The 22,840-nt window shown below is 68.1% G+C and carries 28 protein-coding genes; 12 read left to right on the top strand and 16 right to left on the bottom strand.

Annotated elements, in window-relative coordinates; translation table 11 throughout:
* Positions 1-26 precede the first annotated feature (26 nt).
* Complete coding sequence (locus JYK18_RS41160) at positions 27-479, bottom strand: sigma factor-like helix-turn-helix DNA-binding protein (protein ID WP_307796290.1); 453 nt, start codon at positions 477-479, stop codon at positions 27-29.
* Between the two features lie 95 nt (positions 480-574).
* Here JYK18_RS41160 and ligD point away from each other — a divergent pair, with 95 nt between their 5' ends.
* A complete protein-coding gene (ligD, locus tag JYK18_RS41155) occupies positions 575-2,173 on the top strand; it encodes a non-homologous end-joining DNA ligase (RefSeq protein ID WP_307796289.1) in 1,599 nt (532 codons plus the stop codon).
* Between the two features lie 71 nt (positions 2,174-2,244).
* Here ligD and JYK18_RS41150 read toward each other — a convergent pair whose 3' ends face one another.
* Genes JYK18_RS41150 through JYK18_RS41135 form a run of 4 tightly spaced genes read right to left on the bottom strand, consistent with a single transcriptional unit; the run spans position 2,245 to position 5,391 of the window.
* A complete protein-coding gene (locus tag JYK18_RS41150; protein WP_206809344.1) occupies positions 2,245-3,297 on the bottom strand; it encodes an ABC transporter ATP-binding protein in 1,053 nt (350 codons plus the stop codon).
* The gene (gene modB, locus JYK18_RS41145; RefSeq protein WP_206809342.1) at positions 3,294-4,097 is read right to left on the bottom strand and encodes a molybdate ABC transporter permease subunit; all 804 of its coding nucleotides are present in this window, start codon (positions 4,095-4,097) and stop codon (positions 3,294-3,296) included. Before modB ends, JYK18_RS41150 begins: the two co-directional genes overlap by 4 nt.
* A complete protein-coding gene (gene modA, locus JYK18_RS41140) occupies positions 4,094-4,873 on the bottom strand; it encodes a molybdate ABC transporter substrate-binding protein (RefSeq protein WP_206809340.1) in 780 nt (259 codons plus the stop codon). The genes modB and modA overlap by 4 nt, the downstream gene beginning before the upstream one ends.
* A gap of 50 nt (positions 4,874-4,923) precedes the next feature.
* Positions 4,924-5,391, bottom strand: a complete 468-nt coding sequence (locus tag JYK18_RS41135; protein WP_206809339.1) for an Lrp/AsnC family transcriptional regulator — start codon at positions 5,389-5,391, stop codon at positions 4,924-4,926.
* 93 nt (positions 5,392-5,484) lie between these two features.
* Here JYK18_RS41135 and JYK18_RS41130 point away from each other — a divergent pair, with 93 nt between their 5' ends.
* Both JYK18_RS41130 and JYK18_RS41125 read left to right on the top strand, forming a co-directional pair.
* Positions 5,485-5,922 (top strand): rhodanese-like domain-containing protein, encoded by a 438-nt coding sequence (locus tag JYK18_RS41130; protein ID WP_206809338.1) that lies wholly within the window; start codon positions 5,485-5,487, stop codon positions 5,920-5,922.
* Between the two features lie 162 nt (positions 5,923-6,084).
* Positions 6,085-7,239 (top strand): Cmx/CmrA family chloramphenicol efflux MFS transporter, encoded by a 1,155-nt coding sequence (locus tag JYK18_RS41125; protein ID WP_206810002.1) that lies wholly within the window; start codon positions 6,085-6,087, stop codon positions 7,237-7,239.
* 72 nt (positions 7,240-7,311) lie between these two features.
* Here the strand turns inward: JYK18_RS41125 and JYK18_RS47310 are convergent, their stop codons facing one another.
* The 3 genes from JYK18_RS47310 to JYK18_RS41115 form a co-directional block, all read right to left on the bottom strand.
* On the bottom strand, positions 7,312-7,536 hold the full coding sequence (locus JYK18_RS47310; RefSeq protein WP_307796288.1) for a DUF6010 family protein: 225 nt from the start codon (positions 7,534-7,536) through the stop codon (positions 7,312-7,314).
* 158 nt (positions 7,537-7,694) lie between these two features.
* A complete protein-coding gene (locus JYK18_RS41120; protein WP_206809337.1) occupies positions 7,695-8,516 on the bottom strand; it encodes an NmrA family NAD(P)-binding protein in 822 nt (273 codons plus the stop codon).
* Positions 8,513-8,959 (bottom strand): nuclear transport factor 2 family protein, encoded by a 447-nt coding sequence (locus JYK18_RS41115; protein ID WP_206809336.1) that lies wholly within the window; start codon positions 8,957-8,959, stop codon positions 8,513-8,515. The genes JYK18_RS41120 and JYK18_RS41115 overlap by 4 nt, the downstream gene beginning before the upstream one ends.
* A gap of 98 nt (positions 8,960-9,057) precedes the next feature.
* Here JYK18_RS41115 and JYK18_RS41110 point away from each other — a divergent pair, with 98 nt between their 5' ends.
* Both JYK18_RS41110 and JYK18_RS41105 read left to right on the top strand, forming a co-directional pair.
* The gene (locus JYK18_RS41110; protein WP_206809335.1) at positions 9,058-9,666 is read left to right on the top strand and encodes a TetR/AcrR family transcriptional regulator; all 609 of its coding nucleotides are present in this window, start codon (positions 9,058-9,060) and stop codon (positions 9,664-9,666) included.
* Positions 9,667-9,725: 59 nt separating this feature from the next.
* Positions 9,726-10,922, top strand: coding sequence for an HNH endonuclease signature motif containing protein (locus tag JYK18_RS41105; RefSeq protein WP_206809333.1), 1,197 nt, complete (start codon positions 9,726-9,728; stop codon positions 10,920-10,922).
* Here the strand turns inward: JYK18_RS41105 and JYK18_RS41100 are convergent, their stop codons facing one another.
* Entirely contained in the window at positions 10,923-11,306 is a 384-nt protein-coding gene (locus tag JYK18_RS41100) for a hypothetical protein (RefSeq protein WP_206809332.1), read from the bottom strand.
* Between the two features lie 105 nt (positions 11,307-11,411).
* Between JYK18_RS41100 and JYK18_RS41095 the strand changes: the two genes are divergently transcribed.
* Genes JYK18_RS41095 through JYK18_RS41085 form a run of 3 tightly spaced genes read left to right on the top strand, consistent with a single transcriptional unit; the run spans position 11,412 to position 13,254 of the window.
* Positions 11,412-11,753 carry a PadR family transcriptional regulator gene (locus JYK18_RS41095; protein WP_206809331.1) on the top strand — a complete coding sequence of 114 codons (342 nt, stop codon included), beginning with the start codon at positions 11,412-11,414 and terminating at the stop codon, positions 11,751-11,753.
* Positions 11,750-12,577: an ATP-binding cassette domain-containing protein gene (locus JYK18_RS41090; RefSeq protein ID WP_206809330.1), complete on the top strand. Its 828-nt coding sequence runs from the start codon at positions 11,750-11,752 to the stop codon at positions 12,575-12,577. Before JYK18_RS41095 ends, JYK18_RS41090 begins: the two co-directional genes overlap by 4 nt.
* Entirely contained in the window at positions 12,577-13,254 is a 678-nt protein-coding gene (locus tag JYK18_RS41085) for a hypothetical protein (protein ID WP_206809329.1), read from the top strand. Before JYK18_RS41090 ends, JYK18_RS41085 begins: the two co-directional genes overlap by 1 nt.
* Before the next feature lie 16 nt (positions 13,255-13,270).
* Here the strand turns inward: JYK18_RS41085 and JYK18_RS41080 are convergent, their stop codons facing one another.
* Genes JYK18_RS41080 through JYK18_RS41070 form a run of 3 tightly spaced genes read right to left on the bottom strand, consistent with a single transcriptional unit; the run spans position 13,271 to position 15,650 of the window.
* Complete coding sequence (locus tag JYK18_RS41080; protein ID WP_206809328.1) at positions 13,271-14,047, bottom strand: hypothetical protein; 777 nt, start codon at positions 14,045-14,047, stop codon at positions 13,271-13,273.
* Positions 14,044-14,751 carry an ABC transporter permease gene (locus JYK18_RS41075; RefSeq protein WP_206809327.1) on the bottom strand — a complete coding sequence of 236 codons (708 nt, stop codon included), beginning with the start codon at positions 14,749-14,751 and terminating at the stop codon, positions 14,044-14,046. The genes JYK18_RS41080 and JYK18_RS41075 overlap by 4 nt, the downstream gene beginning before the upstream one ends.
* A complete protein-coding gene (locus JYK18_RS41070; RefSeq protein ID WP_206809326.1) occupies positions 14,748-15,650 on the bottom strand; it encodes an ABC transporter ATP-binding protein in 903 nt (300 codons plus the stop codon). Before JYK18_RS41070 ends, JYK18_RS41075 begins: the two co-directional genes overlap by 4 nt.
* 84 nt (positions 15,651-15,734) lie before the next feature.
* Here JYK18_RS41070 and JYK18_RS41065 point away from each other — a divergent pair, with 84 nt between their 5' ends.
* Together JYK18_RS41065 and JYK18_RS41060 are read left to right on the top strand one after the other, a co-directional pair.
* On the top strand, positions 15,735-16,892 hold the full coding sequence (locus JYK18_RS41065; RefSeq protein WP_206809325.1) for a sensor histidine kinase: 1,158 nt from the start codon (positions 15,735-15,737) through the stop codon (positions 16,890-16,892).
* Positions 16,889-17,521, top strand: a complete 633-nt coding sequence (locus JYK18_RS41060) for a response regulator transcription factor (RefSeq protein WP_206809323.1) — start codon at positions 16,889-16,891, stop codon at positions 17,519-17,521. The genes JYK18_RS41065 and JYK18_RS41060 overlap by 4 nt, the downstream gene beginning before the upstream one ends.
* Here the strand turns inward: JYK18_RS41060 and JYK18_RS41055 are convergent.
* The 3 genes from JYK18_RS41055 to JYK18_RS41045 form a co-directional block, all read right to left on the bottom strand.
* Complete coding sequence (locus JYK18_RS41055; protein ID WP_206809321.1) at positions 17,495-17,821, bottom strand: DUF3817 domain-containing protein; 327 nt, start codon at positions 17,819-17,821, stop codon at positions 17,495-17,497. The genes JYK18_RS41060 and JYK18_RS41055 overlap by 27 nt on opposite strands.
* Positions 17,822-17,889: 68 nt before the next feature.
* Complete coding sequence (locus JYK18_RS41050; RefSeq protein ID WP_206809319.1) at positions 17,890-19,446, bottom strand: serine/threonine-protein kinase; 1,557 nt, start codon at positions 19,444-19,446, stop codon at positions 17,890-17,892.
* 40 nt (positions 19,447-19,486) lie between these two features.
* Positions 19,487-19,900 carry a VOC family protein gene (locus tag JYK18_RS41045; RefSeq protein ID WP_206809316.1) on the bottom strand — a complete coding sequence of 138 codons (414 nt, stop codon included), beginning with the start codon at positions 19,898-19,900 and terminating at the stop codon, positions 19,487-19,489.
* Between the two features lie 86 nt (positions 19,901-19,986).
* On the opposite strand from JYK18_RS41045, the gene JYK18_RS41040 reads away from it, so the two are divergent.
* The gene (locus tag JYK18_RS41040) at positions 19,987-20,568 is read left to right on the top strand and encodes a TetR/AcrR family transcriptional regulator (RefSeq protein WP_206809315.1); all 582 of its coding nucleotides are present in this window, start codon (positions 19,987-19,989) and stop codon (positions 20,566-20,568) included.
* 309 nt (positions 20,569-20,877) lie between these two features.
* Here the strand turns inward: JYK18_RS41040 and JYK18_RS41035 are convergent, their stop codons facing one another.
* Positions 20,878-21,711 (bottom strand): TauD/TfdA family dioxygenase, encoded by an 834-nt coding sequence (locus tag JYK18_RS41035; RefSeq protein ID WP_206809314.1) that lies wholly within the window; start codon positions 21,709-21,711, stop codon positions 20,878-20,880.
* A 141-nt stretch (positions 21,712-21,852) separates the two neighbouring features.
* Between JYK18_RS41035 and JYK18_RS41030 the strand changes: the two genes are divergently transcribed.
* A complete protein-coding gene (locus tag JYK18_RS41030; protein WP_206809313.1) occupies positions 21,853-22,839 on the top strand; it encodes a methyltransferase in 987 nt (328 codons plus the stop codon).
* The last annotated feature ends 1 nt before the right edge of the window (position 22,840 follow it).

Genomic DNA, 22,840 nt, shown 5'->3' with positions numbered 1-22,840 from the left:
CGCTAACATCTGAACGACGTAGGCGTTCAAAAATCGAGCGCCGCACCCCGCACGAGGCTTCGGGCGCGCTCGGTGAGGTGGCGCGTGACGGCGGGGGAGCGGTCCACGATCGGCGCGATCTCGTCGTACGGCATCGCGAACAGGTCGCGCAGCACGAATGCCAGCCGCTCGGCCGAGGTCAGCTCGTCCAGTGCGACCACCAGCGCAAGCCCGATGGAATCGGCGAGCAGGGCCTCGTGCGTTTGTTCGACGTCGGACTTGTGCCCGCGCAGCAGGTCGATACACACCCGCGCAACCACCGCGGTCAGCCAGTTGCCGAGGTGCTCGGGATCGCCGACTCCCGCGCGTTCCAGTCGCGCTCGCGCTTCTCGCATCGCGGCGTCCGCTTCGCCCGGCGAGCCGAGCAGACGGTGGGCGACCGCTCGCAGGTGAGCGTGGTGCATTTCGAACGCCGCCGCCGGGGTCGTGCCATCGTCCACTTTCGCGTCCCTTCGTCATCGCACTGACGCTCACCAGGCGGTGGATGTGACAACGGGGCTTTTCTCGCGGACGTCGGATGGGTATATCGATAGGTGTGAACAAGCGCGCGAAGAACGATCGGCTGGCCAAGTACCAGTCGATGCGCGACTTCACGCGCACCGCCGAACCCGCCGGTGACGGCAAGGTCGAACCGGACGGCAACCGCTTCGTGGTGCAGCGGCACCGCGCCCGCCGCCGCCACTACGACGTCCGGCTGGAGATCGACGGGGTGCTGGTCAGCTGGGCGGTGCCCAAGGGGCCGACGCTCGACCCCAAGGCGCGCCGCATGGCCGTGCACGTCGAGGATCACCCGATCGAGTACGCCGATTTCGAGGGCGTGATCCCGGCGGGCGAGTACGGCGGCGGCGACGTGATCGTCTGGGACCGTGGCACCTGGGAGCCGGTCGACACCGACGACCCGCTGCAGGCCATCGAGAACGGCAACCTCCACTTCAACCTCTACGGCGAAAAACTGCACGGCCTCTTCGTGCTGATCCGCCCGCGTCGCGCGGAGTCCGAGAAGGACCAGTGGTTCATGCTGCACAAGCAGGATGAGTACGCGCAGCCGGGTTGGGACGCCGAAGACCACCCGAAGTCGGTGAAAACCGGCCGCACGAACGACGAGGTCGCGGCCAAGCCCGATGCGTTGTGGCGCAGCGACCTGCCGGCCGCTGAGGCTGAAGTGCGGATGGGCACCGCGCAATGGGAGCCGCCCACCGAGGACGAGATGGCCGCACTCGAGGAACTGGGCGCGAAAGGAACCTGGGAACTAGCCGGCCGGTCCCTCAACCTGACCAATCTGGACAAGGTCCTGGTGCCGGGTCGCGACGGCGAGGAGCCACTGACCAAACGCGACCTCATCCGCTACTACACGTTGATCGCGCCGACGATGCTGCCGTACCTGGCCGGTCGTCCGCTGAACACGCACCGCTTCCCGAACGGCGTCGAAAAACCGGGGTTCTGGCACAAGGAAGTACCCGGCCACGCGCCGAAGTGGCTCAAGCGCTGGCACCACGAACAGGCCGAGGCCGGTGACGTGGAGTACTACCTGGTGCCGGACAGCTTGCCCGCGATGGCCTGGCTCGCGAACTACGGCGCGATCGAGCTGCACGCGTGGACGTCGCGGATCCCGGATGTCGAACACCCGACCTGGGCCTTGTTCGACATCGACCCGGGCCCGGAGACCTCGTTCGACGACCTGCTGGTGCTCGCCCGCCTGCATCGCACCGCGTTGTCGCACCTGGGGCTCGAAGGTCGCGCGAAGATCACCGGGCAGCGCGGCATCCAGGTGTGGGTGCCGGTCGAACCGCGCTACACCTTCGCCGAGACCCGCGCCTGGACCGAAACCGTGTCGAAGACGATCGGCCGGACCGTGCCCGACCTGGTCAGCTGGAAGTGGACCAAGGACAAGCGCAAGGGCCTGGCGCGCCTGGACTACACGCAGAACGTGATCAACAAAACCCTGGTCGCGCCGTACAGCATCCGGCCGAAGCCGGGCGCCCCGGTGTCGGTGCCGATCGAATGGGACGAACTGGACGACCCGGACCTGACCCCGGACCGCTGGACCGTGCGCACCTTGTTCGACCGCCTGAAGGACGTCGGCGATCCGTTCGCCGCGCTGCTCGGGGTCGAGCAACGCCTGCCCAAGCTGTAGGGGGCAAAGAACTCGCGGCCGGCGAAGCTGTCGACTCGTCACCGTCCGATGCCCAGTCGCTGAACCCCACGTCACGCCGAGTAGGTCTGGATTTCCGTGGCCTTCAACGCTGCCCACAGCCTGGCACCCGGCACGATCCGCAGCTCGGCGACCACCGCGGGGGTGATGTCGGCGTGCACGGCGGGTTCCCCGTCGAGGTGGACGCGGATCGTGTGCGCGTGCTGTTCCAGGCCCAGCACGGTGACCGGCCAGGTGTTGCGGGGACTGCCGGTCGGCCGGTCGAGGTGCAGGCTGATGGCGGAGGGGGAGAAGGCCACGTGCACGGCGCCGTCGGCGGGTTCGGCGACGGTGAGTTCACCACCGGCATCGAGTGCGACGGTGGTGCCGGCGGCCTTACCCCGGTGCAGGTTCAGCCCGACCAGCTGGGCGATGTAGTCGGTGCGCGGCCGCCGCGCCACGTCGGCAGGCGCGCCTTCCTGCACCACCCGGCCGTTCTCGATGATCACCAGCCGGTCGGCCAGCACCATCGCGTCGAGGGGGTCGTGGGTGACGAGCAGGGTACGTCCCGGGTAGTCCGCGAGGTGGCGGCCCAGTTCGGCGCGGATGTGGAGCCGCGTACCGGCATCGAGCGCGGCGAGTGGTTCGTCCAGCAGCAGCAGCTCGGGATCGGTGACCAGCGCCCGCGCGAGCGCGACCCGCTGAGCCTGCCCGCCCGACAGCGACCTCGGCCGGACGTTGTGGTGCGCGTCGAGGCCGACCTTGTCGAGCCATTCGGCTGCGAGGCGTCGTGCCTTCGCGCGGTCGGTGCCGCGCGCGCGAAGCCCGAACGCGACGTTCTCCAGCGCGGACAGGTGGTTGAACAGCAGGTAGTCCTGGAAAACGACGCCGATCGGCCGGTGCTCGGCCAGGACGAACTCCCGGGGAGGTTCATCCCAGGCACGATCGTCCAAACGCAGCGATCCCTCGCTGATCGGCAACAGTCCGGCGAACGCCCGCAACGCCGTGGTCTTGCCCGCGCCGTTGGGTCCGAGCAGGGCGACCACTTCGCCAGGTGCGACAGCCAACCGCAGATCGAGGCGGAACCCACCGTCCCGATCGACCCGGAAATCGGCGTGCAGGGTCACGACACACCTCGGATCCAGCGGTCCCGCAGACTGGCCAGCACCACGATCGACACGATCAGCAACACCATGCTCAGCACGATCGCAGCGTCCGGATCGGCCTCCAGCGCCAGGTACACCGCGAGCGGCATCGTGGTGGTCTCGCCGGGGAAGTTGCCGGCGAAGGTGATCGTGGCGCCGAATTCGCCGAGTGCGCGAGCCCAGCACAACACCGTGCCCGCCACGATCCCCGGTGCGATCGACGGCAACGTGACCCGGCGGAAGGTCAGCCAGCGCGACGCCCCCAGCGTCGCCGCGGCCTCCTCGTAGCGGGGGTCGGCGGCGCGCAGCGCACCTTCGACCGAGATGACCAGGAACGGCATCGCGACGAACGCCTCGGCGAGTACCACCCCGGCCGTGGTGAACGGCAGCGAGATGCCGAACCACGAGTCGAGGTACTGACCGATCGGCCCGCGCCTGCCGAGTACGAGCAGCAGGGCGACCCCGCCGACTACCGGCGGCAACACGAGCGGCACGGTCACCAGCGCACGCAGCACACCGCGCCCGCGTACCTCGCCACGCGCGAGCACCCAGGCGAGCGGCACGCCCAGCACTAGGCAGATGACCGTGGCAAGGCTCGCGCACACCAACGACAGCCGAAGCGCTTCACCGACTTCCGGGCTCAGGAGCTGGCTGGGCAGCGTGCTCCACGGCGCCCGGATGATCAACCCGGCCAGTGGCACCATGAGGAACGCCAAGCCGAGCAGTGCTGGTACGAGCAGAACGAGGGGAAGCCGCCCGCGAGCCTTGCGGCGTGCGGTCATGGAGTATCGAAACCTGCCTCTCGGAGCACGGCTCGCCCGCGTTCCGACAGCACGAACTGCAGGAACGCGCCGGCGGTGGTGGCGTTGGGAGCCTTCGACAGGGTGGCGATCGGGTAGTCGTTGATCGCCTTGTCGGCCTCCGGGAACGCGATGCCGTCGACCTCGCCACCGGCGGACTTGACGTCGGTCCGGTAGACGAGCGCCGCGTCGACCTCGCCGAGTCGAACCTTGGTCAGCGCCGCCTTGACGTCCTGCTCGAGGGTGTCGGGCGCGGCCGTCACCCCGGCGGCTTCGAAGACCTTCTTGGCGGCCGCTCCGCAGGGCACCTTCTCGTCGCAGAGCGCGATCTTGCGCTCGGCGTTGGCGAAATCGACGAGCCCGGTGATGCCCGCCGGATTGCCCTTGGGCACCGCGATCTCGAGCCGGTTGCGGACGAAGGTGACCGGTTCGCTGCTGGTCGCGCCCGTGTCGCTGACCTGCTTCATGTTGGCCGGTGCGGCGGAGGCGAACACGTCCGCGGGCGCGCCCTGGTTGATCTGCTGTGCGAGCGCCGAACTGCCGGCGAAGTTGAAGGTGACCTTCGTGCCGGGGTTCGCGGTCTCGAACTCCTGGCCGAGCTTGGTGAAGGACTCCGTCAGCGAGGCCGCGGCGAACACGGTGACCGGGCCGTTCACCGCGCCGGTGGCGTTGTCGTTGCCCGCCGGCGTCTCGCTGCCGCAGGCGACCAGCGTGAGCGCCACGGCGGCCAGCGTCGTACTAATCCGCAAGTTCGGCATGATCGGCAGTGTAGCTACGCGATCGCGGAAGAAAACCTGTGATGCGGTATCTATTGCGGATCGACTGTGAGACCCCGGGTGAGATCGCGGCGCGACAGCGGGCTCGAGTAGACGACGCTCGTAGTCACCGGGCCGAGGCCGGCGATCCGCCCGGTGACCGCCTCCAGGTGCCGCATCGACCTGGTGAGTACCTTCAGGACGAAGCAGTCCTCGCCGGTGACGTGGTGCGCTTCCAGGATTTCGGGCGTCACCGCGATCAGATCCTTGAACGGCTTGTAATTGCCCGTCGGGTACCGCAGCCGCACGAGCGCGGTGATGCCCAGGCCGAGCCGCTCCGGATCGACCACGGCGGAGTAACCGGCGATGACCCCGGCTTCCTCCAGGCGCCGCACGCGCTCGGTCACCGCGCTCGGCGACATCGCGACGGTCCTGGCGAGGTCCGCGTAGCTGGCACGGCCATCGAGCTGGAGTGCCTCCAGGATGCGCCAATCGGTATCGTCCAGGGATTCAACGGTCATCGACTACAAATACCAGGGAAGCCACGGTCGACCCAATAATACGCCGTGGAACGTCCGTTCCTGGTGCCCGACGTCTCGCCTAGCGTTCTACCCATGACGATCACCTCCTCGGACGCTGTCTCCTTCTTCACCGCCCAGCTGCGGTTCCGGACGGACGTCGCCGACGTGCACGCCGCGATGGCATCTGGAACTCCCGGCTTCACCCTGCTGGATTCACGCGGTGCCTTGGCCTGGACGCAGGGCCGTATCCCAGGCGCCCTGCACCTGCCGACTGCGGACATCGCCCGTCGAGGCGTGGATTCGCTCGACCCATCACTGCCGGTGGTCACCTACTGCTGGGGCCCAGGTTGCGATGGCGCGACCAGAGCAGCGTTGGCCGTTGCCGAGCTCGGGTACGAGGTCAAGGAGATGATCGGTGGCATCGAGTATTGGATCCGGGAAGGGTTCGGCGTCGAAACCGATGACGGCGTCGTGCGGCGGCCCGCTGATCCGCTGACCTCACCGACAGCCGGGATCACCTGCGACTGCTGACCTCGTGCGGGCCGGTAAAAGGCGTGGACAGCGATCACCGGGACTGGCTAGCCTGCGGGCATGTCCAGCCCCGAGGCCTCCAGACGGTAGCCATCCGCGAATTGTCCTATTCGGACATCGCTGAATGCTGCCGTTTTCCCGACGTCCTCAATGGGGTCCTTCATGCCTTTTGCCGTCTACCTGCTCGGGCTGGCTGTTTTCGCCCAGGGCACTTCTGAATTCATGCTGTCCGGGCTCATCCCTGAGATCGCCGCCGACCTGCGGGTTTCCGTGCCCGCCGCGGGCTTGCTCACCTCGGGCTTCGCGGTGGGAATGATCGTCGGCGCACCGTTGATGGCGGCGCTGAGCCTGCGCTGGCCACGTCGACGCACGTTGGCGATTTTCCTGACCACCTTCGTGGTGGTGCACGTTCTCGGTGCGCTCACCACGAGCTACGAGGTCCTGCTGGTCACCCGGGTCGTCGGGGCGCTGGCCAACGCCGGGTTCTGGGCCACCGCACTGGCGACGGCCAACGCCATGGTGCCGTCGAACGCCAAAGCCCGGGCCACGTCCATCGTGGTCGGCGGGGTTACCGTCGCGTGCGTCGCCGGAGTACCGGCCGGTGCCTGGCTGGGCCAGCAGTGGGGCTGGCGATCGGCCTTCTGGGCGGTCGCGTTGATTTCTCTGCCGCCGCTCATTGCGATCCTGCGTGCCATTCCGGCCGGTCGCCCGGAGGTCGCGGACGCAGGCGTGCGCGGCGAACTGCGGTCGCTGCGCGACACCCGGCTGCTGGTGATCCTGCTGGTCGCCGCCTTGGTGAACGGTGCGACCTTCTGCGCTTTCACCTACCTCGCACCGCTGTTCACCACCGATACCGGGCTCAGCGCCGGCTGGGTCCCAGTGCTGCTCGCGCTGTTCGGCGTCGGGTCGTTCCTCGGTGTGACGATCGGCGGCCGGGTCGGTGACACGCACCCGGTTCCGCTGCTGACTATCGGCATGGTGGCACTGATCGTGGGCTGGTCGTTGTTCGCGCTGACGGCGGGCAACGTGTTCGCCACCGTCGTACTCGTCCTGGTGCAGGGCACGCTCGCCTTCGCGACCGGCTCCACGCTGATCTCGCGCGTGTTCTACGTGGCGGAGAATGCGCCGACGCTTGCCGGCGGGTTCGCGACGGCCGCCTTCAACGTCGGCGCCGCGGTCGGACCGTGGCTCGGCGGCATCGCCATCGGAACCGGCAGTGGCTTCCGTGCCCCGTTGTGGGTCAGCGCGGCGATGATGGTGGCGGCTCTCGCCGTGGCCGTGACAGCACAGGGAATCAGGAAGCGGGCACTCCGCTGACGTAGTCGCGCAGGTGGCGTGCCCCTTCCCCGAAGAGGCACGCCACCTGGCGCTACCCGCAGCTAAACGCGATCACGGGATCGCAAACGGCCCAGCCAAGCGACGAGTCCTCCGTGAACGGCAGGACCGACGTGCCTTTCCAAGGGTGCAAGCCGTGTGTAGCAGCCAGCCGATGCCGATGAAGGTCCACGAATCGAGGCCACGGAAGGCGACGTAGCCTAGCTCAGCCGTGAGCGCGATCTCCCACGCGCCGAAGTCGCCACCGCTGGGGTAGGCGGCTCCGGCTCCCACGATCATCCCCACGTTGAAGCGGCGACGATATGGTTCACAGGGGGGGAGGATTTGCGGAAGACTTAGGCGCTCCCGATCAAGCTCGGAGCGATGATCCGCACTTGCCGGACGCTAATTCGGTGGCTGTGCGCACGACACCGGCTGAATCGCCAACCCCCCTCGGACTATTGCCAACTGTCCCGATGCGCGTTGACGAACTCGGCGAACGTCCGGGCGGGGCGGCCGACGACTTCTTCGACCGTCGTGGTGACGCGATCCTCGGCACCGTGGCGGATCTGTTCATCCAACCCGGCGAGCACGACGGCGAACTCCGATGGCAGGCCAGTCGTAGTCAGCATCTCGGCGAGTTCGTCGGTGCCGAGGGAGCGGTGCCGCACCGGCCTTCCCGTGACCTCGGTGATGATTTCGGCGGCATCCGCGTAGCTGAGTGCCTGCGGACCGGTGATCACGTGGTCAGTGTTGTGCGGTAGCGGATCGATCAGGGCACGAGCGGCGACCGCGGCGATGTCACCCGCGTCGACAAAAGCGACGCGACCCGAACCGGTGGCCGTAACGATCTCACCGGCCGACCGAATGCCTTGCGCGACAGCATGTTCGCCGATGAAGTTCTGCATGAACCAGGAGGGTCGCAGGACCGTCCATTCCGGGAAGCCTTCTCGTACCAAACGCTGAAGCGTGCCCAAGCTGGGTGTGTCTTCGCTGATCGCGGACGAACTCAGCAACACGACCCGGCGAACACCATTGTCGCGGGCGTCTGCCAGGAACGGTTCGACAATCGGTGTCGGTTCAGCTTCGCTGATGGGCGCGACCAAGTATATCCGATCAATGCCGACCAGTGCCGGAACGTAAGTTTCCGGTTCCGCCCAGTCGAAACGGACTTGGTCTGCAGCGATCGGCTTGCGGGTGGCGACGCGGGCAGACGGTCCGAGTAGCGTCGCGACCCGGCTGCCGGTCGTACCGGTGCCACCGAGGACCAATGTTTTCACGACGTGGCCGTTGTCGAGTTGCCGAACGTCATGAGCTCGTCGGCTCCGCCCAACGCTTCCGCTGCGGCCAACGGGCTCCAATAGTCGCGGTAGTGAGCGATTTCACCGTTCTTCGCGGTGATGACCGCGATGTAGCGCAGGCTGTAGGGCTTTCCGCTCGCCACGATCGTGCCAGCGATCTCGAACTCCACGACGACGCGGTCGGCGCCGGCGATGTCGTGGATCTCACTGGACACGACCCGTTCCGGCACGATGTTGTCGTTGTAGTCGCGTAGGTACTCGCGCACGTTGTCGCGGCCATCGAGGCGCGCCGGGTAGCCGGCCGCCGCGAACGGGAACTCGAGGACTCCGTCGGTCGCGAAGAGTTCGGCGAAGCCGGTCATGTCCTTGGCGAGGATTCGCCGAAGGGCTTCGTCCACCAGGTCACGGGCGGTTCTGGACACTGCTGCTCCTGAGGTTTTACGAATGGACGATACGGCACCGTCCCGTCCACAACCCTACGCAGAACGGGTCCGTCTCGTCCAGTCGTATGCTGTGGGCCATGACCCCTCGCCGTACTCCGACCGGGGCGGCCGTGCTTCAGCCGCGGATCACCTCGGCCATCGCGGAAGCCGTGCTCGACGAACTCGCCGCCAACGGTTATGGGCGGCTGTCGATGGAGGCGGTGGCCAAGCGTGCCGGGGTCGGCAAGAGTGCGCTCTACCGGCGATGGCCGTCGAAGCAGGACATGGTCATCGCGGTGTTGTCGGAGTTCAGCGTTCCGCTGGCGGTGGTGGCGGACACCGGTTCGCTGCGGGGCGACCTGCTGGCCCTCGTGGATGCGCTGCGTAACTGGTTCACTCACCCGCACTTTTCCGCGATTTTGCCTGATATCACTGCCGAAGCGGGGCGAAACCCGGCTCTCGCTGCCGCCATTCAGGCGATGATCGGCCAACCTCGGCGCGAGCAAGGCGCGGTGATGTTGCGGAGAGCGATCGCTCGTGGCGAGCTGCCGGCGGACCTGAACATGGAGATGGCCCTCGATTTCCTTCCGGGGCCGCTGTTCTGGCGTTTGAGCGTGCGTAAAGTGGCCCTGGGGTCCGGATACGAAGAAGAACTGGTCGAACTTTTGTTGCGAGCCATGGGTTTTTCTGCATTAGCGACTGAGTGAACGGAAATTACCCATTCGTGTTGGGAACACGCGTTCGATACTGATGTACCTTGGTCTGTGTGAAACGTACTCATTTCTTCTCTCTCAGTCCTGCCGAAGTCGGAAAGTTTGACGACAGCTCGGCGGTCGATGCCCTGTTCACCGCGCGGCGGCTGAACGCGCAGCTCGAAGCGGTCGAGCTGCGCGCAGTGCACCGGTTGACCGAGTTGCGTGGTGACGCGCGGTCGGTTGTCGACGAGGTGGCCTTCGAGTTGTGCCTGTCGAGGCGCGCTGCGGAGAACCTGGTCAGGCTCGCCCGCGACGTTATGAGTCGCCTGCCGAATGTGCTGGCGGCGATGGAGGCGGGCACGTTGAGCCGGTTGGCCGCTGCCAAGATCTCCGACGTCCTGGCGCCCCTGTCCGACGATCTCGCTGGGAAGGTCGACGTCGACCTGGTTGGCCGGATCACCGACAAGAACGCCGGCCAGATCCGGCGTATCACCCGTGACCTCGTGCACAAGATCGACCCGGGTGGCGCCGAAGCGAGAGCAAGAGCGCGAAGATCGGAGAGAAGGGTCGAGATTCGCCATCGCGAGGACGCGATGGCGCAGTTGGTCGCGGAGTTGCCCGTCGAGGTCGCCTCCACGATCTACGCTCGGGTCAATCGCATCGCCCGGACCATGCGCTCCCGCAAAGAGAAGCGCACCATGGACCAACTTCGGGCCGATGTGTTCGCTGAATTACTCCTGGGGGAGCGCACCGGCGCGCCTCGGGCTGAAGTATTCGTGCACGTCTCGGCGGACGCGGCACTGGGTGTCACGGATCGCGCCGCCGAACTGGTGGGACATGGGCCGATTCCGGCCTCAATCGCACGCGACATCATGAAGCAGTCGAACAGCGTGTGGCGCAAGGTGATCACCGATCCCACGAGCGGGGCGCCGCTGGACATCGGCCGTTCCCGCTATCGACCACCTGCTCACCTTGCCGACTACGTCCGAGTGCGTGATCGGGTCTGCCGGATGCCGGGTTGTCACCATCCCGCGCAGTGTGCCGACCTGGACCACCATCGAGCACGGGCAAAGGGCGGCGACACCAGTTGCCAGAACCTTTGTGTGCTTTGTCGTTCACATCACCGGCTCAAAGACGCGCCCGGCTGGAAGTTCGACCTCGACCGTGGCACCGGTGAGTTGACCATCACGACCCCGGCCGGCCGGACGCGCACAACCAAGCCGACTCCGCTTTTCCCTGCTGCCGCCGAGCCGGCCCGCGCAGCCTGATCAGCGGTGACGGGCGGTGTTCAAGTCGGTCCAGCCGCCACCGGCGGCCAAGGCCGTCAGGACGCGGTCGATGTGTTCGGCGACCACAGCTAGGTCGGCATGCAGCAAGGCGGCGCGATCGACGTCCAGCGGCCTGTCGTCGTCCCGCCAAAGCCCCACCGCAGCACCGGTCGTCAGGAACATGGACTGCACCAGCGGTGTGAGCGTGCCGCGTTCGAGTTCGTCACAGACGGCGAGCAGTTCGCGGATCCGGCGAATGGCGTCGGCGGGAGTGCCTGTCCAAGAACCGTCCGGCCACACCTGGTCGCTCAACTCCAGCCACAGGCGCCAGCCGGCGAGCAGGTCGGCGTCGTCCTCGGGTGTCCACGAGAGCGACCAGTCCATGAAGCAACGGTGCGCCAGGTGGTGCCGTCTGGTCAGCAGCTCGTGCCAGACTTCACAGAGGTAGGCAGTTTGCCTATCTACCACTATGTAGCTAGCCTGCCTACCGTGCGAGACGTGATGAGGCAGCAATGGCTGCATGGATTCCTCGATCTCTGCCTACTGTGTCTGCTGGCTGAGCGCCGTGACTACGGCCTTGGGCTGGGACAGAGGCTGGCGGAGTCGGGGTTCGGTGACGTGCCCGGCGGCACGCTCTATCCGTCCCTGTTGCGCCTGGAGAAGCAAGGCCTAGTGCGGACAGACTGGGTGCCGTCGGCGAGCGGGCCGCGCCGCAAGTACTACGAAGTGAGTGAGGAAGGTCGCGCGGTCGCGGCGGAACGCACCGAGGCCTGGCGTGGCTTCCGCGACGCGGTCGACCGTGTCACCGAGTCACTGGGAAGTCGCGCATGACGGGGCGCGAATGGCCGACCCGACTTGCTCGTCGGCTTGTTGAACTCGGAGTGGAGCCCGGCGAAGCGGCGCGACTGGCCGACGACAGCCACGCAGAAGCGCGGGCGGCCGCGCTCGACCCGGCCGAACTCTACGGTCCTGCGAACGCGTACGCCGCCACGCTGGCGCAGGCCGCACGCGAGACGGTGCCGATGTGGGCGCCACTACGTCGCAGCCGGGGGCCTGTTGTGCTTCGGCTCTCGGGTGTGACCAAGCGCTACCGGCGACGCGAGGTCCTGCGCGGTGTCGACTTGACGCTTCGTGGCGGCGAAGTCGCGGCGATCGTCGGAGCCAACGGGTCGGGTAAGTCGACGCTGCTGGACATCTGTGCGGGCACCACCAAAGCCTCCGGTGGCATTGTGGAACGCACGGAACGGGTCGGATACGCACCTCAGCAACATGGGGTCGCACAGCATCTGACCGCGGACGAGCACTTCCGGTTGTTCGGTGCGGTCCATGGGATGTCCCGGCGCAAAGCGGTCGCGACCGGCTCCCATCTCTGCAGCAGCCTCGGCTGGCGGCCGCGACGCGGTGTTGTCGCCGCACAACTGTCGGGCGGCACGCAGCAGAAGCTCAACGTGGTGCTGGGCGAGTTGAACAGGCCCGACCTGATCCTGCTCGACGAGCCCTACCAGGGATTCGATCAAGGTTCCTATGTAGACCTCTGGGCACAGATTTTCGCTTGGCGTGATGCGGGGGCCGGCGTGCTCGTGGTCACCCACTTGCTGCACGATCTCGACCGGGTCGACCACCTGCTCGAACTGACCGGGGCGGAGGACCACTGATGTTGTCGACGATTGCCGCGACCAGTTTGCGCGAGCTGCTCCGCCGCAGGGCGGCATTGTCCTTGGTCACCTTGCTGCCATTGGCGTTCTACGCCGCGCGGATCGATCTTGAGGGCCAGGCGGTGAGGTTCCTGGCGTTGGGGGTCGGCTGGGCGGTTGCGACGCTGGCTTTGTTCTCGCATGTCGGGTCGAGGCACCTTGACCGCAGGCTCGCGGTGGTCGGCGCGTCGCCGACCGTGTTGTTCGCGGGTAGGCAGATCGCGCTGATCGGGACCGGACTCTCCATCGCGCTCGTGTACCTCGTGCTCGTGTCGGTGACGTTGGATGTGCAGCGGTTGTGGGCGGTTGGTGTGTTGCTTGCGACCACGGTGTTGATCGCTGCACCTCTGGGGGCGGTGGTGAGCCTGGTGCTTCCCCGCGAGCTCGAAGGTGCGCTGGCGTTGCTGGCGATCATGGCGACCCAGATGCTGGCCGACCCCGACGGCACGCTCGCGAAGTTGCTGCCGTTGTGGTCGACGCGCGAACTCGCCAGCTATGCGGTCGATCCCGTCGGTGACGAGTACCTGTCGCGCGGGCTCATGCACTTTGTCTTTGTGCTGGTGGTCGCCGCGGTTGCGGCATGGGTGGCGGCTGTCGTCCGCTTGCGTCCTCAGCGGTTGCCTGCGGTATCGGTTTGAGGGCTCGGTGAGAGCGTCAGACATCTCGGCGTCGCATCACGATCGATGCGGCGCCGAGGGCCAGCGCCACGTAGAGCACCAGGGCGACCGCCGCGCCTACCTGAGACAGCATCAATTCGGGGCCGATCCCGAGTCGTCCCGATCCGGCCAGTTGCTCCGGGAGGTGGGTCAGCATCACCGAAGTTGCCCACGAGGCCCACTCGCCTGGCAGTTTCTGGGTGATCAGTGGGGCGACGTACCAGTAAGCGACCAGGGCCGAAATCGCGCCCGCGGTGGAGCGGAGAAGGACGCCGAGTCCAAGTCCCAGCATCGCGTAGACGACTACGACCGAACCGGCCGCCAGCATTCGGGGAGCTTCCTCGGCGAGGGCGCTGGTGTGGCCGACGAGTGTCCTGTCACCGATCATCGCGCGGCTCAGGAAGAACGAACCGAACTCGACGAGTTGACCGACCACGAACGCGAGTGCGGCCAGCACCACGGCCTTCGCGGCGAGCACCCTGGTTCGCCGCGGCACCACGGTGAAACTGGTGCGAACCAGGCCGCTGGAATGCTCGCTGGTGATGGCCAGCACGCCCAGGACGGCCACCCCGATGCCCGCTAACCAGGAGGTGAAGCCGGTCAACGGCGAGAGGATGGTGGTGTCGCGGCGAGCGGGGGTGGCGTCCCAGAAGTTCACCACGCTCATGGTCAACAACGCGACCAGCGCGAAGATGACGGGCACGACGGCGAGGACCGCGTAGGTGGAACGCACCGATCGCAGCTTCACCCATTCCGAACGCAGAACGCCGGTCATCCGACATCCCTCCGTGTGATCGTCACGGCGGCGACGGCCAGGAGCACGGCTGCCAGAACGAGCGCGCTGACGGGGTTCGTGAGCAGGGCCGAGCCGATGCGTTCTCCCCACGGCTCGGGAAGGAAGCCGCTGATCATCGGCAGGACGAACAACAGCACGACGAGTACGGACACGGCACCGGCAGTCGACCGCAGTACGGTGCCGGCGCCGAAGCCGATCAACGCCACGAGCCCAACGGTCGTGCCGGCGCCGAGCAGGCCCGGTGCTTCGCTGGCCAGGTCGTGGTAACCGGGGAAGGTGCGGTCACCGAAGACCGCCTTGCTGAGCAGATGGATCGCGAAGGTCGCGGCGATTCCGGCGGCGAGCGCCAGTACGCCGACGGTGATCGCCTTCGCCGCGAAGACCGACGTCCGGCGCGGCAGCACGGTGAGACTGGTTCGGATCAAGCCGGTCGCGTATTCGGCCGTGATGGTGAGTGCGCCAAGAATGCCTAGGCACAACTGGAGAACCGGAAGCAGGGTCTCCTCGATGGACCCGTCGGAGAGCGATCCTCGGCGTTCAGCCGACATCGAGTCCCACGTCTGGCCCCAGGCCCACGCGAGCGCCGCACCGACGACCACACTGAGCAACACCATGCCGAGCACGTACTGGGTTGACTGAACCGAACGTAGTTTGCGCCATTCGGCGGCGAGCGCGGCGGTCATCGCGCCGCCCGGTAGTCGACGCTGTCCGCGGTCAGCTCCAAGTACGCCTCTTCCAGTGAGGCGCTTCGCGGCATGACCTCGTACACCGGGATTCCGCGAGCGGCGGCGAGTTCGCCGATGCTGTCCACGCCCATTCCGTGTACCGAAAGCGCTTCGTTGGATTCCGCGACCACCTCGGCCCCGGCACCTCGGAGGGCGTCGGACAATTCGACGGCGCGTGGGGAGCGGACGAAAACGCCGCGCTGGAAGCGTTCTTCGAGTTCGCGGACGGAGGTGTCGGCGATCAGCCGGCCGCGTCCGATCACGATGAGGCGGTCCGCGGTGAGGGCCATCTCGCTCATCAGGTGGCTCGACACCAGCACGGTTCGGCCTTCGGCGGCCAGCGAGCGCAGTAGCTCGCGGATCCAACGCACGCCATCGGGGTCCAAGCCGTTCACCGGTTCGTCGAGCAGGAGAACGGCGGGGTCACCGAGCAGTGCGGCGGCGAGTCCTAGCCGCTGCTTCATACCCAGCGAGAACTTGCCCGCCCGCTTTCGGGCCACGTCGGCCAAACCGACCTGCTCCAACACTTCCCGGACTCGTCCGGGGCCGATGCCGTTGGTCAGGGCCAGCGCCAGCAAGTGGTCGTAGGCGCTGCGCCCGCCGTGCACCGCGTTCGCGTCGAGCAGGGCGCCCACTTCGAACATCGGCCGCCGAAGGGTGGCGTATCGGCGACCGCCGACGAGCGCCTCGCCGGCGTCGGGTGCGTCCAATCCCAGGATGATTCGCATGGTCGTGGACTTTCCGGCGCCGTTCGGTCCCAGGAAGCCGGTGACACCGCCCGGCCGCACGGTGAAGGTCAGGTCGTCGACGGCGGTCGCCCGGCCGTAGCGTTTGCTCAGTTCGCGCACTTCGATCACGCTCGCAGGCTAGGAACGGTGAACCGCCGGGCGCTGTCCTCGAAGGTCGCTCCTGGTGTTCACCAAAGTCGCTAGCCTCACCGCATGGGCCGAGTGGTGATAGCCGTGATCGCCGTGCTGGTGGACGTGGTCTGGCTGGCGCCGGACCGGGTGGTCGGCGTGGGCTGGTGGGCGGCGCCGTTGTTCGCCGGTGCGATCGCGCTGGTCCTGCTGTGGCGCCGGACGGTACCTGGGTTCGCGGTGGCGGTCGCGCTCGCGTGTCTCACCGGCGGTGGGTACGCGCTCATGCTGTGCGCGAGCTACCGCGCCGGCCAGCAGGCTGAGCAGTGGCGGGACTACCTGACGGTGGGCCTGTCGACGGCGGTTTACCTTGGTGTGCAGTTCGCGGGCGGCCTGCACTTGGTGCCGAAGGTGCTGATGCTGGTGGCGTTGCCGATGGTCGTCGGCCGGTACTTCGCGCAGCATCGGCAGCTCGTCAACGCGCTCGACGAGCACAACCGGCGGTTGCGCGCCGAGCGCGACCTGCTGGCCGAGCGGGAACGGCTCACCGAGCGCCTCCGGATCGCCAGGGACATGCACGACTCACTCGGACATCGGCTCGGGTTGCTGTCGGTGCAGGCCGCCGCGTTGGAGGTCGGCGACTCACCGGACCGCGAGGCGGTGCGGAGGCTGGCCGGGATCGCGCGCCAGGCGACCGCCGAACTGCACGAGCTGGTCGGCACGCTGCGCAGTCCAGTCGAGGTTGAGCCCCGTGAACCGAGGCTCGCGGAGGTCGGCGGTTTGGTCGACGAGTTCCGCGCCGCCGGGATGAGGGTCGATTTGTGCAGCGTGGGCGAGGCTCGGTCGGTGGAGCCGGAGGTCGAGCAGGCGGCCTACCGGGTGGTCGAGGAGGGACTGACGAACGCGGCCAAGCATGCGCCCGCCGCCGAGGTCCGGGTGTCGTTGCGCTGGGAGGACGACGCCCTGCTGGTCAGTATCCGCAACGGAGTGCCTGGCGCACCGGAAAGCGATGGCGGGCATGGGTTGACCGGGCTGGCCGAGCGGGTCGGGCTGGCCGGTGGGCTGGTGCACCACGACAGGTCCGAGACGGAGTTCCGGTTGACGGCGATGTTGCCTGCCGCGCCGCCGCCGGAGGCTGAACCGCGGTCGTTGGGGCGAGTGCGGGTGGCGGCGCTGGTGCTCGCCGTGGTGTCGATGGTGGTCATGGTCGGACCGGCGAGCGCGTTCGGCGGTGCGGGGTGATCCGCGTCCTGATCGCCGACGACGAGCCGCTGATCACCGCCGGCATCCGGACCGTGCTCGAATCCGACGCCGGGATCGAGGTGGTCGCCGAGGCCGCCGACGGGCGGGCGGCGGTCGAACTCGCGCGGGCGCACCGGGCCGACGTCGCCGTGCTCGACCTGAACATGCCCGAGCTGGACGGGTTGTCCGCCGTGCGGGAACTGCCCGGCGTGCCGGTGGTCATCCTGACCGCCTTCGGCGTCGAACCGAACGTCCGCCGGGCGATCCGGCAGCAGGTCGCCGGGTTCGTGTTGAAAAACTGCACGCCGGACGAGTTGATCCGCGCCGTCCGCGCGGCGCACGCCGGGGAGGCCTACCTGTCACCCGAGGTGGCGCGGCTCGTGATGGACATGGTCGGCACCGGCGACACCGAACGCCGGGAGAACGCGGCCGCGCGGTTGGCCGCGCTTTCCCCGCGGGAGTCGGAGGTGCTCGGGCTGCTCGCCGAAGGTCTTTCGAACGCCGAGATCGGCGGCCGCGTGCACATGAGCGAGGCCACCATCAAGACCTACGTCAGCCGGATCCTGGCCAAGCTGGGCTGCGCGAACCGCGTGCAGGCCGCGCTACTGGCTCGCGACGGGCTGGGCTGAGCGGTCCAGGCGCCCGGTGCGGGTGGCCCAGCGCTCGAACAGCACGGTGCCGAACGGCGGGATGCTGGCGATCAGCGCGAGCACGGTGGTGCGGGCGTCCCAGCGCAGCGACTCGCGCACCAGGAGCGCGACGATCACGTAGGCGACGAACACCACGCCGTGGATCGGGCCGAAGATCTTCACGCCGATCTCGTTGCCGACCACCACGTACTTGAAGAACATGCCGATCAGCAGACCGGCCCAGGACATCGCCTCGGCCAGGGCGAGAAGGCGGAAACGTCCGGCGGGGCTGGTGAGCACGAAGCTCTCCCTTCGGTGGGGGATTTGTCCCCATTGTGGAGAGGACGCCGCGGCTGCCGCCGGGCGGGTCACTTCAACGTCACCAAGATCATGTTGTTCCACCAGGTGTCCAGCTGCGTTAGTGCGTCGTCGCTGGTCGCGCCGGGGGCGATCAGTGCGCCGATGGTGAGCGTCCGGGTGTCCACCCACCACAACTGGCCGGTGCCGTCTTCAGTGAAGCAGGTGGTGAACTCGCCGGGGATCGGGCCGCTGGTGTCGCGGTAGTACAGCGCGTAGTGAATGGCCTGCGTGCTCGGCCGACAGCCGCCGTACTGGTCCTGGCGGGGAATGTCGCGGTCGGTCACCAGCTTCCGGAAGAACGCGTCTTGACTGGTGCGATCGGCGAACAGGTAGAAATTGGCTTCCGCGGGACCGGGGAAGGTCGGGTGCGCTCTGTTCGTCTCGGTGCAGGTGATGGTCGCCAGCGCGCCGTCGACCTTTTCGACCTCGCGGCACGAGGCGTTGCCGCGGTAGACGCTGGGCAGCAGCTGCGGGAATTCGGTGTTCGCGGGGGAGGAGCGTGTGCTGGGCGTCGGCGGAGTCGACGGCGTCGGCAAGGTTGGCGGCGTCGGCACGGTCGACGGGGATGACGAGGAGGACGCGCCGGCGATCGCGATGCCGGACACCGGCGAGTCGCCGTTCCGGACGAGCAAGAGGGTGGCCACGACGGCGACGATCACCAGGACCGCGAGCCCGATCGGCAACATCGGGGCAAGACGAGGAGGCACCCGAGCCGGACGTCGGCGGGACGGTGTTGGTGCGGTGGCGGGTTGCTCGAGGGCGGCGCGAGCGGCGGCGGCCAGGGCACCCGCGGTGGGAAAGCGCTGGTCAGGCTCCTTTGCCATGCCGCGGATGATTACGTCATCGAGCGTCGACGGAATCGACGAGTTCCAGGTCGACGCGCGCGGTGGCGGTTCCTGCAGGTGCGCCCAGATCTGCGCGGCCGTGCCTTCGACGGTGAACGGGCGCCGTCCGGTCAGGCTGGTGAAGAGCACGCACGCGAGGGCGTAGACGTCGGTGCGTCCGTCGACCGCGCCTTCACCGAACCGCTCGGGCGCCATGTAGTCGAGCGTGCCGACCATGACGCCCGACGCGGTGATCGACGTCGCCGTGGCCGACGAGCTGCGCGCGATCCCGAAGTCGGCCAGGTAGACGAAGTCCCCGGCGGCGACCAGGATGTTCGACGGTTTGACGTCGCGGTGCACGAGGCCGTCGGCGTGCGCGGCGTCCAGTGCGCTCGCCACCTGCTCGACGATGTGCACGGACCGCGCCGGCGCCAGCGGGCCCGCATCGGTGAGTTCCTTCAGGTCGGGTCCTTCGACCAGGCGCATGTCCAGGTACAGGCGCCCGTCGATTTCGCCGTAGGCGTGGATCGGGATCACGTGCGGTTCGCGCAGCCGCGCGACGATCCGCGATTCGCGCCGGAACCGCGCGCGGAAACCGGGGTCGCCGACGGCCGACTCGGACAGCCGCTTCAACGCGACGACCCGGTCGTGGGTGGTGTCGTAGGCGCGATGCACCTCGCCCATGCCGCCGCGCCCGAGCAGATCCTCGATGCGGTACGGCCCGAAGGTCTCACCTGGCATGCCTGATCGACGCCCGGTGCGCCCGCCGGGTTCCCTCGGTTCAGCTGGTGAAGTCGCCGGCGAAGGCGGCCGACGGCTCGATCTCGGTGATCACGTCGACGAGCACGCCCGCCGGATCGGTCACGATGAAGTGCCGCTGGCCGAACTCCTCGCTGCGCAACGGCAGGGCCAGCGGCAGTCCGGCCTGCTCGCCCAGCCGCTGGTGCTCGGCGTCGACGTCGTCGACCTCGAAGTTCAGGATCAACCCGGCGACCGGTCTGCGGCTGCCTTCCGGCACCGACGGGTGCGTGTGGTCGACGATGCCGAGTTCGTGGCCGCCCTCGTGGCGGAGGCTGACGTACCAGCCCGAGTCGAAGACGACTTCGAAGCCGAAGTGCTCGACGTAGAAATCGCGAGTGGGCGCCACGGTCGCGGCGTCGGTGCAGATGACGGGGTAGAAGCTGGACAGTTTCACGGTGACTCCCTCAGATACGTACCGGCGGTCGGTATGTGTTCGAACCATAGATACCGACCGTCGGTACGTCAAGTAGGGTGGGCGGCATGGCGACGAAGGCGCAGCAGCGCGAGGAAACCACCCGGGCCCTGGTCGTGGTGGCGCGGGCGCTTTTTTCGACGAAGGGCTACGGGCAGGTGAGCCTCGCCGAGATCGTCGCGGCGGCGGGGGTGTCCAAGGGCGCGCTGTACCACTACTTCACCGGCAAGGACCAGCTGTTCCGCGCGGTGCTGGAGCAGGTGCACGCCGAGGTGGCCGAGCGCGTGGGCGGTGCCGCGCCGGAGGCGGACGCGTGGACGCAGCTGGTCGAGGGGTGCACCGCGTTCCTCACGGTGACGACGGAACCGGAGATCCAGCGGATCATGCTGGTCGACGCGCCGGCGGTGCTCGGCTGGGAGACCTGGCGCGAGCTGGACGCGACCGCGTCGATGCGGCACCTCGCCGAGGTGCTGACCCGGTTGATCGAAGAAGGCGTGGTGGTCCGGCAGCCGGTGGCCCCGCTCGCGCACCTGCTCTCGGGTGCGATGAACGAGGCCGCCGCCTGGCTGGCCGGGTCGGCTGACCCGGGGCGCGATCTCGCGGACACGGTGGCCGCGCTGACCCGGATGCTCGAATCGATGAGGGTTTAGGGGTTGCGGGAGGTTGGGGCGGTGACGGCCCTCGGGTGTGGTGGCGGATGCGGCCGCCGGTGGGGCGTGGCCGCATGAGGTTGGGGTAGCGGTTGCGGGATGTTGGGACGGTGACGGTCCTTGGGCGTGGTGGCGGCCGCGGGCTCTGTGGGCTCCGGTCTGGTGGCGGTCGCGGGAGGGGAGGGGTGGAGAGCGGGCCGCGGCGGGAGTGGGACAGGGGAGCGGGCTGCGGCGGTAGGGGAGAGGAGTGGCGGAGGGGGCCGCGGGAAGGGGAACGGGCCGCGGGAGTGGTGGGCGTGGGGCGAGTGGTTAGCGGGTGGTGGCGGCGCTCAGGGTGGCTCCCTCGTGGTGCGGCCAGCGCGGGGCCTCGCCTTCTGGTTTGTCGCCGAGGATGGTGGCTCGTTGGCCGACGCGGCGTCCGGTGTAGTCGTTGACGGCGTAGTGCTGGGTGGCCCGGTTGTCCCACAGGGCGATCGCGCCTGGGGTCCAGCGGTACCGGCAGACCCGCTGCGGGCTCTCGGAAACGCCGAACAAATACCCCAGCAGTGCGTCGCTTTCGGTGGGGGTGAGTTGCGGGATGCGCCGCGTGAACATGCGGTTCACGTACAGCGAGCGCCGCCCGGTTTCCGGGTGGGTGCGCACCACCGGGTGCTCGGCTTCGCTGCGGAAAGAACCGTTCGGGTGCTCGAAAACGTGCACCGCGCTGAGGCCGTCGAGCAAGTCCCGCATCGGCGCGGAAAGGGCCTCGTAGGCCAGGTACTGGTTGCTCCACATCGTGTCGCCGCCGGCGGGCGGGCATTCGACCAGTTGCAGGATCGAGGCGATCGGCGGCGACTGGCTGAACGTCACGTCCGTGTGCCACACATCGGCCTTCGCGCCCTGGTCGGAATCCAGCACGACGAGTTCCTCGTGCCCGTCCAGCTTCGGCAGGAACGGGTGCACCTCCAGCTCGCCGAAGCGCCTGCCGAAAGCCTTGTGCGCCTCCGGGGTGAGACCGGCGGCGTCCGGGAAGAACAGCACCAGGTGCGTCAGCAGGAGTTCGCGGACCGCGGCGAAGTCGGCATCGGACAATGAGGTCAGCGGCACGCCGCGAACCTCCGCGCCGAGTGCGCCGGAAATGGGAGTCACCGAAAACGAAGTCATTTGAAACACCTTTCGGGCAGGTTGGAAACACTTTTGACGAAAGAAGAAAATGCTTGACCGGAATTGCCGGTGAATGTGATTCTCGGAGGAGAAAACCGAGCGCCACCGCAACGGCGGCGCCCTGCCGACTGGAGGACCTGGATGGATCCCGCTGCCGAACTGGCCGGCCTCGTCGATCTCGCCACCCCGTTCGCCGTGCGCGCGGCGGTCGCGTTGCGCTTGCCGGAGCTGGTCGCGGACGGCACCACCGAACTCGCCGCGCTCGCCGAGGCGGCCGGCGCGCACGAGGATTCGCTCGGCAGGCTGCTCCGGCACCTGGTGGCCATCGGACTCTTCGCCGAGGACAACGGGAACTACGGCCTCACACCCCTTTCGCAGCAGCTGCTCGGCGAGGACCACCGCTGGCAGCGCGGCTGGCTCGACCTCGACGGCCCCGGCGCCAAAATGGACCTGGCCTACAGCGGAATGCTGCATTCGGTGCGCACCGGCGAATCCGCGTACGAGTCCGTGCACGGCACGCCGTTCTGGGCCGACTACCAGCGCGACGAACAGCTGCGGGTGTTCTTCGGCGGCATCATGGCCGCACACGCCTGGCAGACCGGCCCGGCGGTGGCCGCCGAGTACGACTGGGCGCCGGTCCGCCGGGTGCTCGACGTCGGCGGCGGCATCGGGGCGCTGCTCACCGAGGTGCTGCGGCAGCACCCGCACCTCGACGGCGCGGTGCTCGACCTGCCCCCGGTCGAGCCGGAGGCGAAGCAGGCGCTGGCCGACGCCGGGCTCGCCGAGCGCGCGGAGTTCATCGGCGGCAGCTTCTTCGACCCGCTTCCCGGCGGCTTCGACGTGCTCATGGTGTCCCGCGTGCTGACCGACTGGGGCGACGACGACGCCACCCGCATCCTGCGCCGCTGCGCCGAAGCCGCGAGCACCGTGCTCATCGTCGAGGTGCTCGCGGGCGAGGAGCACGCGAAGAACAACTCCTCCTTCGACCTCCAGTCGCTGACCCTGCTCGGCGGGCGCGAAAGGTCCATTCAGGACTTCCGGGAGCTGGCCGCCGCCGCGGGGCTCGCCGTGCGCGGCGAACGGACCGCACCCGGTGGCCTGGTGCTGATCGAATGCGGGGTGGGCTGAC

The sequence above is a fragment of the Amycolatopsis sp. 195334CR genome, from assembly GCF_017309385.1.
Lineage (GTDB): Bacteria > Actinomycetota > Actinomycetes > Mycobacteriales > Pseudonocardiaceae > Amycolatopsis.
This window is presented reverse-complemented; position numbering and strand designations above follow the sequence as displayed.

What these genes read in the sequence shown, in the direction of transcription:
- JYK18_RS41050 (WP_206809319.1), bottom strand. Translation starts at nt 19,446, where the DNA reads ATGCCAGGTGAGACCTTCGGGCCGTACCGCATCGAGGATCTGCTCGGG.
- JYK18_RS41125 (WP_206810002.1), top strand. Translation starts at nt 6,085, where the DNA reads ATGCCTTTTGCCGTCTACCTGCTCGGGCTGGCTGTTTTCGCCCAGGGC.
- JYK18_RS41135 (WP_206809339.1), bottom strand. Translation starts at nt 5,391, where the DNA reads ATGACCGTTGAATCCCTGGACGATACCGATTGGCGCATCCTGGAGGCA.
- modA (WP_206809340.1), bottom strand. Translation starts at nt 4,873, where the DNA reads ATGCCGAACTTGCGGATTAGTACGACGCTGGCCGCCGTGGCGCTCACG.
- JYK18_RS41040 (WP_206809315.1), top strand. Translation starts at nt 19,987, where the DNA reads ATGGCGACGAAGGCGCAGCAGCGCGAGGAAACCACCCGGGCCCTGGTC.
- JYK18_RS41130 (WP_206809338.1), top strand. Translation starts at nt 5,485, where the DNA reads ATGACGATCACCTCCTCGGACGCTGTCTCCTTCTTCACCGCCCAGCTG.
- JYK18_RS41080 (WP_206809328.1), bottom strand. Translation starts at nt 14,047, where the DNA reads ATGACCGGCGTTCTGCGTTCGGAATGGGTGAAGCTGCGATCGGTGCGT.
- JYK18_RS41110 (WP_206809335.1), top strand. Translation starts at nt 9,058, where the DNA reads ATGACCCCTCGCCGTACTCCGACCGGGGCGGCCGTGCTTCAGCCGCGG.
- JYK18_RS41065 (WP_206809325.1), top strand. Translation starts at nt 15,735, where the DNA reads ATGGGCCGAGTGGTGATAGCCGTGATCGCCGTGCTGGTGGACGTGGTC.
- JYK18_RS41100 (WP_206809332.1), bottom strand. Translation starts at nt 11,306, where the DNA reads ATGGACTGGTCGCTCTCGTGGACACCCGAGGACGACGCCGACCTGCTC.
- JYK18_RS41085 (WP_206809329.1), top strand. Translation starts at nt 12,577, where the DNA reads ATGTTGTCGACGATTGCCGCGACCAGTTTGCGCGAGCTGCTCCGCCGC.
- JYK18_RS41030 (WP_206809313.1), top strand. Translation starts at nt 21,853, where the DNA reads ATGGATCCCGCTGCCGAACTGGCCGGCCTCGTCGATCTCGCCACCCCG.
- JYK18_RS41035 (WP_206809314.1), bottom strand. Translation starts at nt 21,711, where the DNA reads ATGACTTCGTTTTCGGTGACTCCCATTTCCGGCGCACTCGGCGCGGAG.
- JYK18_RS41090 (WP_206809330.1), top strand. Translation starts at nt 11,750, where the DNA reads ATGACGGGGCGCGAATGGCCGACCCGACTTGCTCGTCGGCTTGTTGAA.
- JYK18_RS41075 (WP_206809327.1), bottom strand. Translation starts at nt 14,751, where the DNA reads ATGACCGCCGCGCTCGCCGCCGAATGGCGCAAACTACGTTCGGTTCAG.
- JYK18_RS47310 (WP_307796288.1), bottom strand. Translation starts at nt 7,536, where the DNA reads ATGATCGTGGGAGCCGGAGCCGCCTACCCCAGCGGTGGCGACTTCGGC.
- modB (WP_206809342.1), bottom strand. Translation starts at nt 4,097, where the DNA reads ATGACCGCACGCCGCAAGGCTCGCGGGCGGCTTCCCCTCGTTCTGCTC.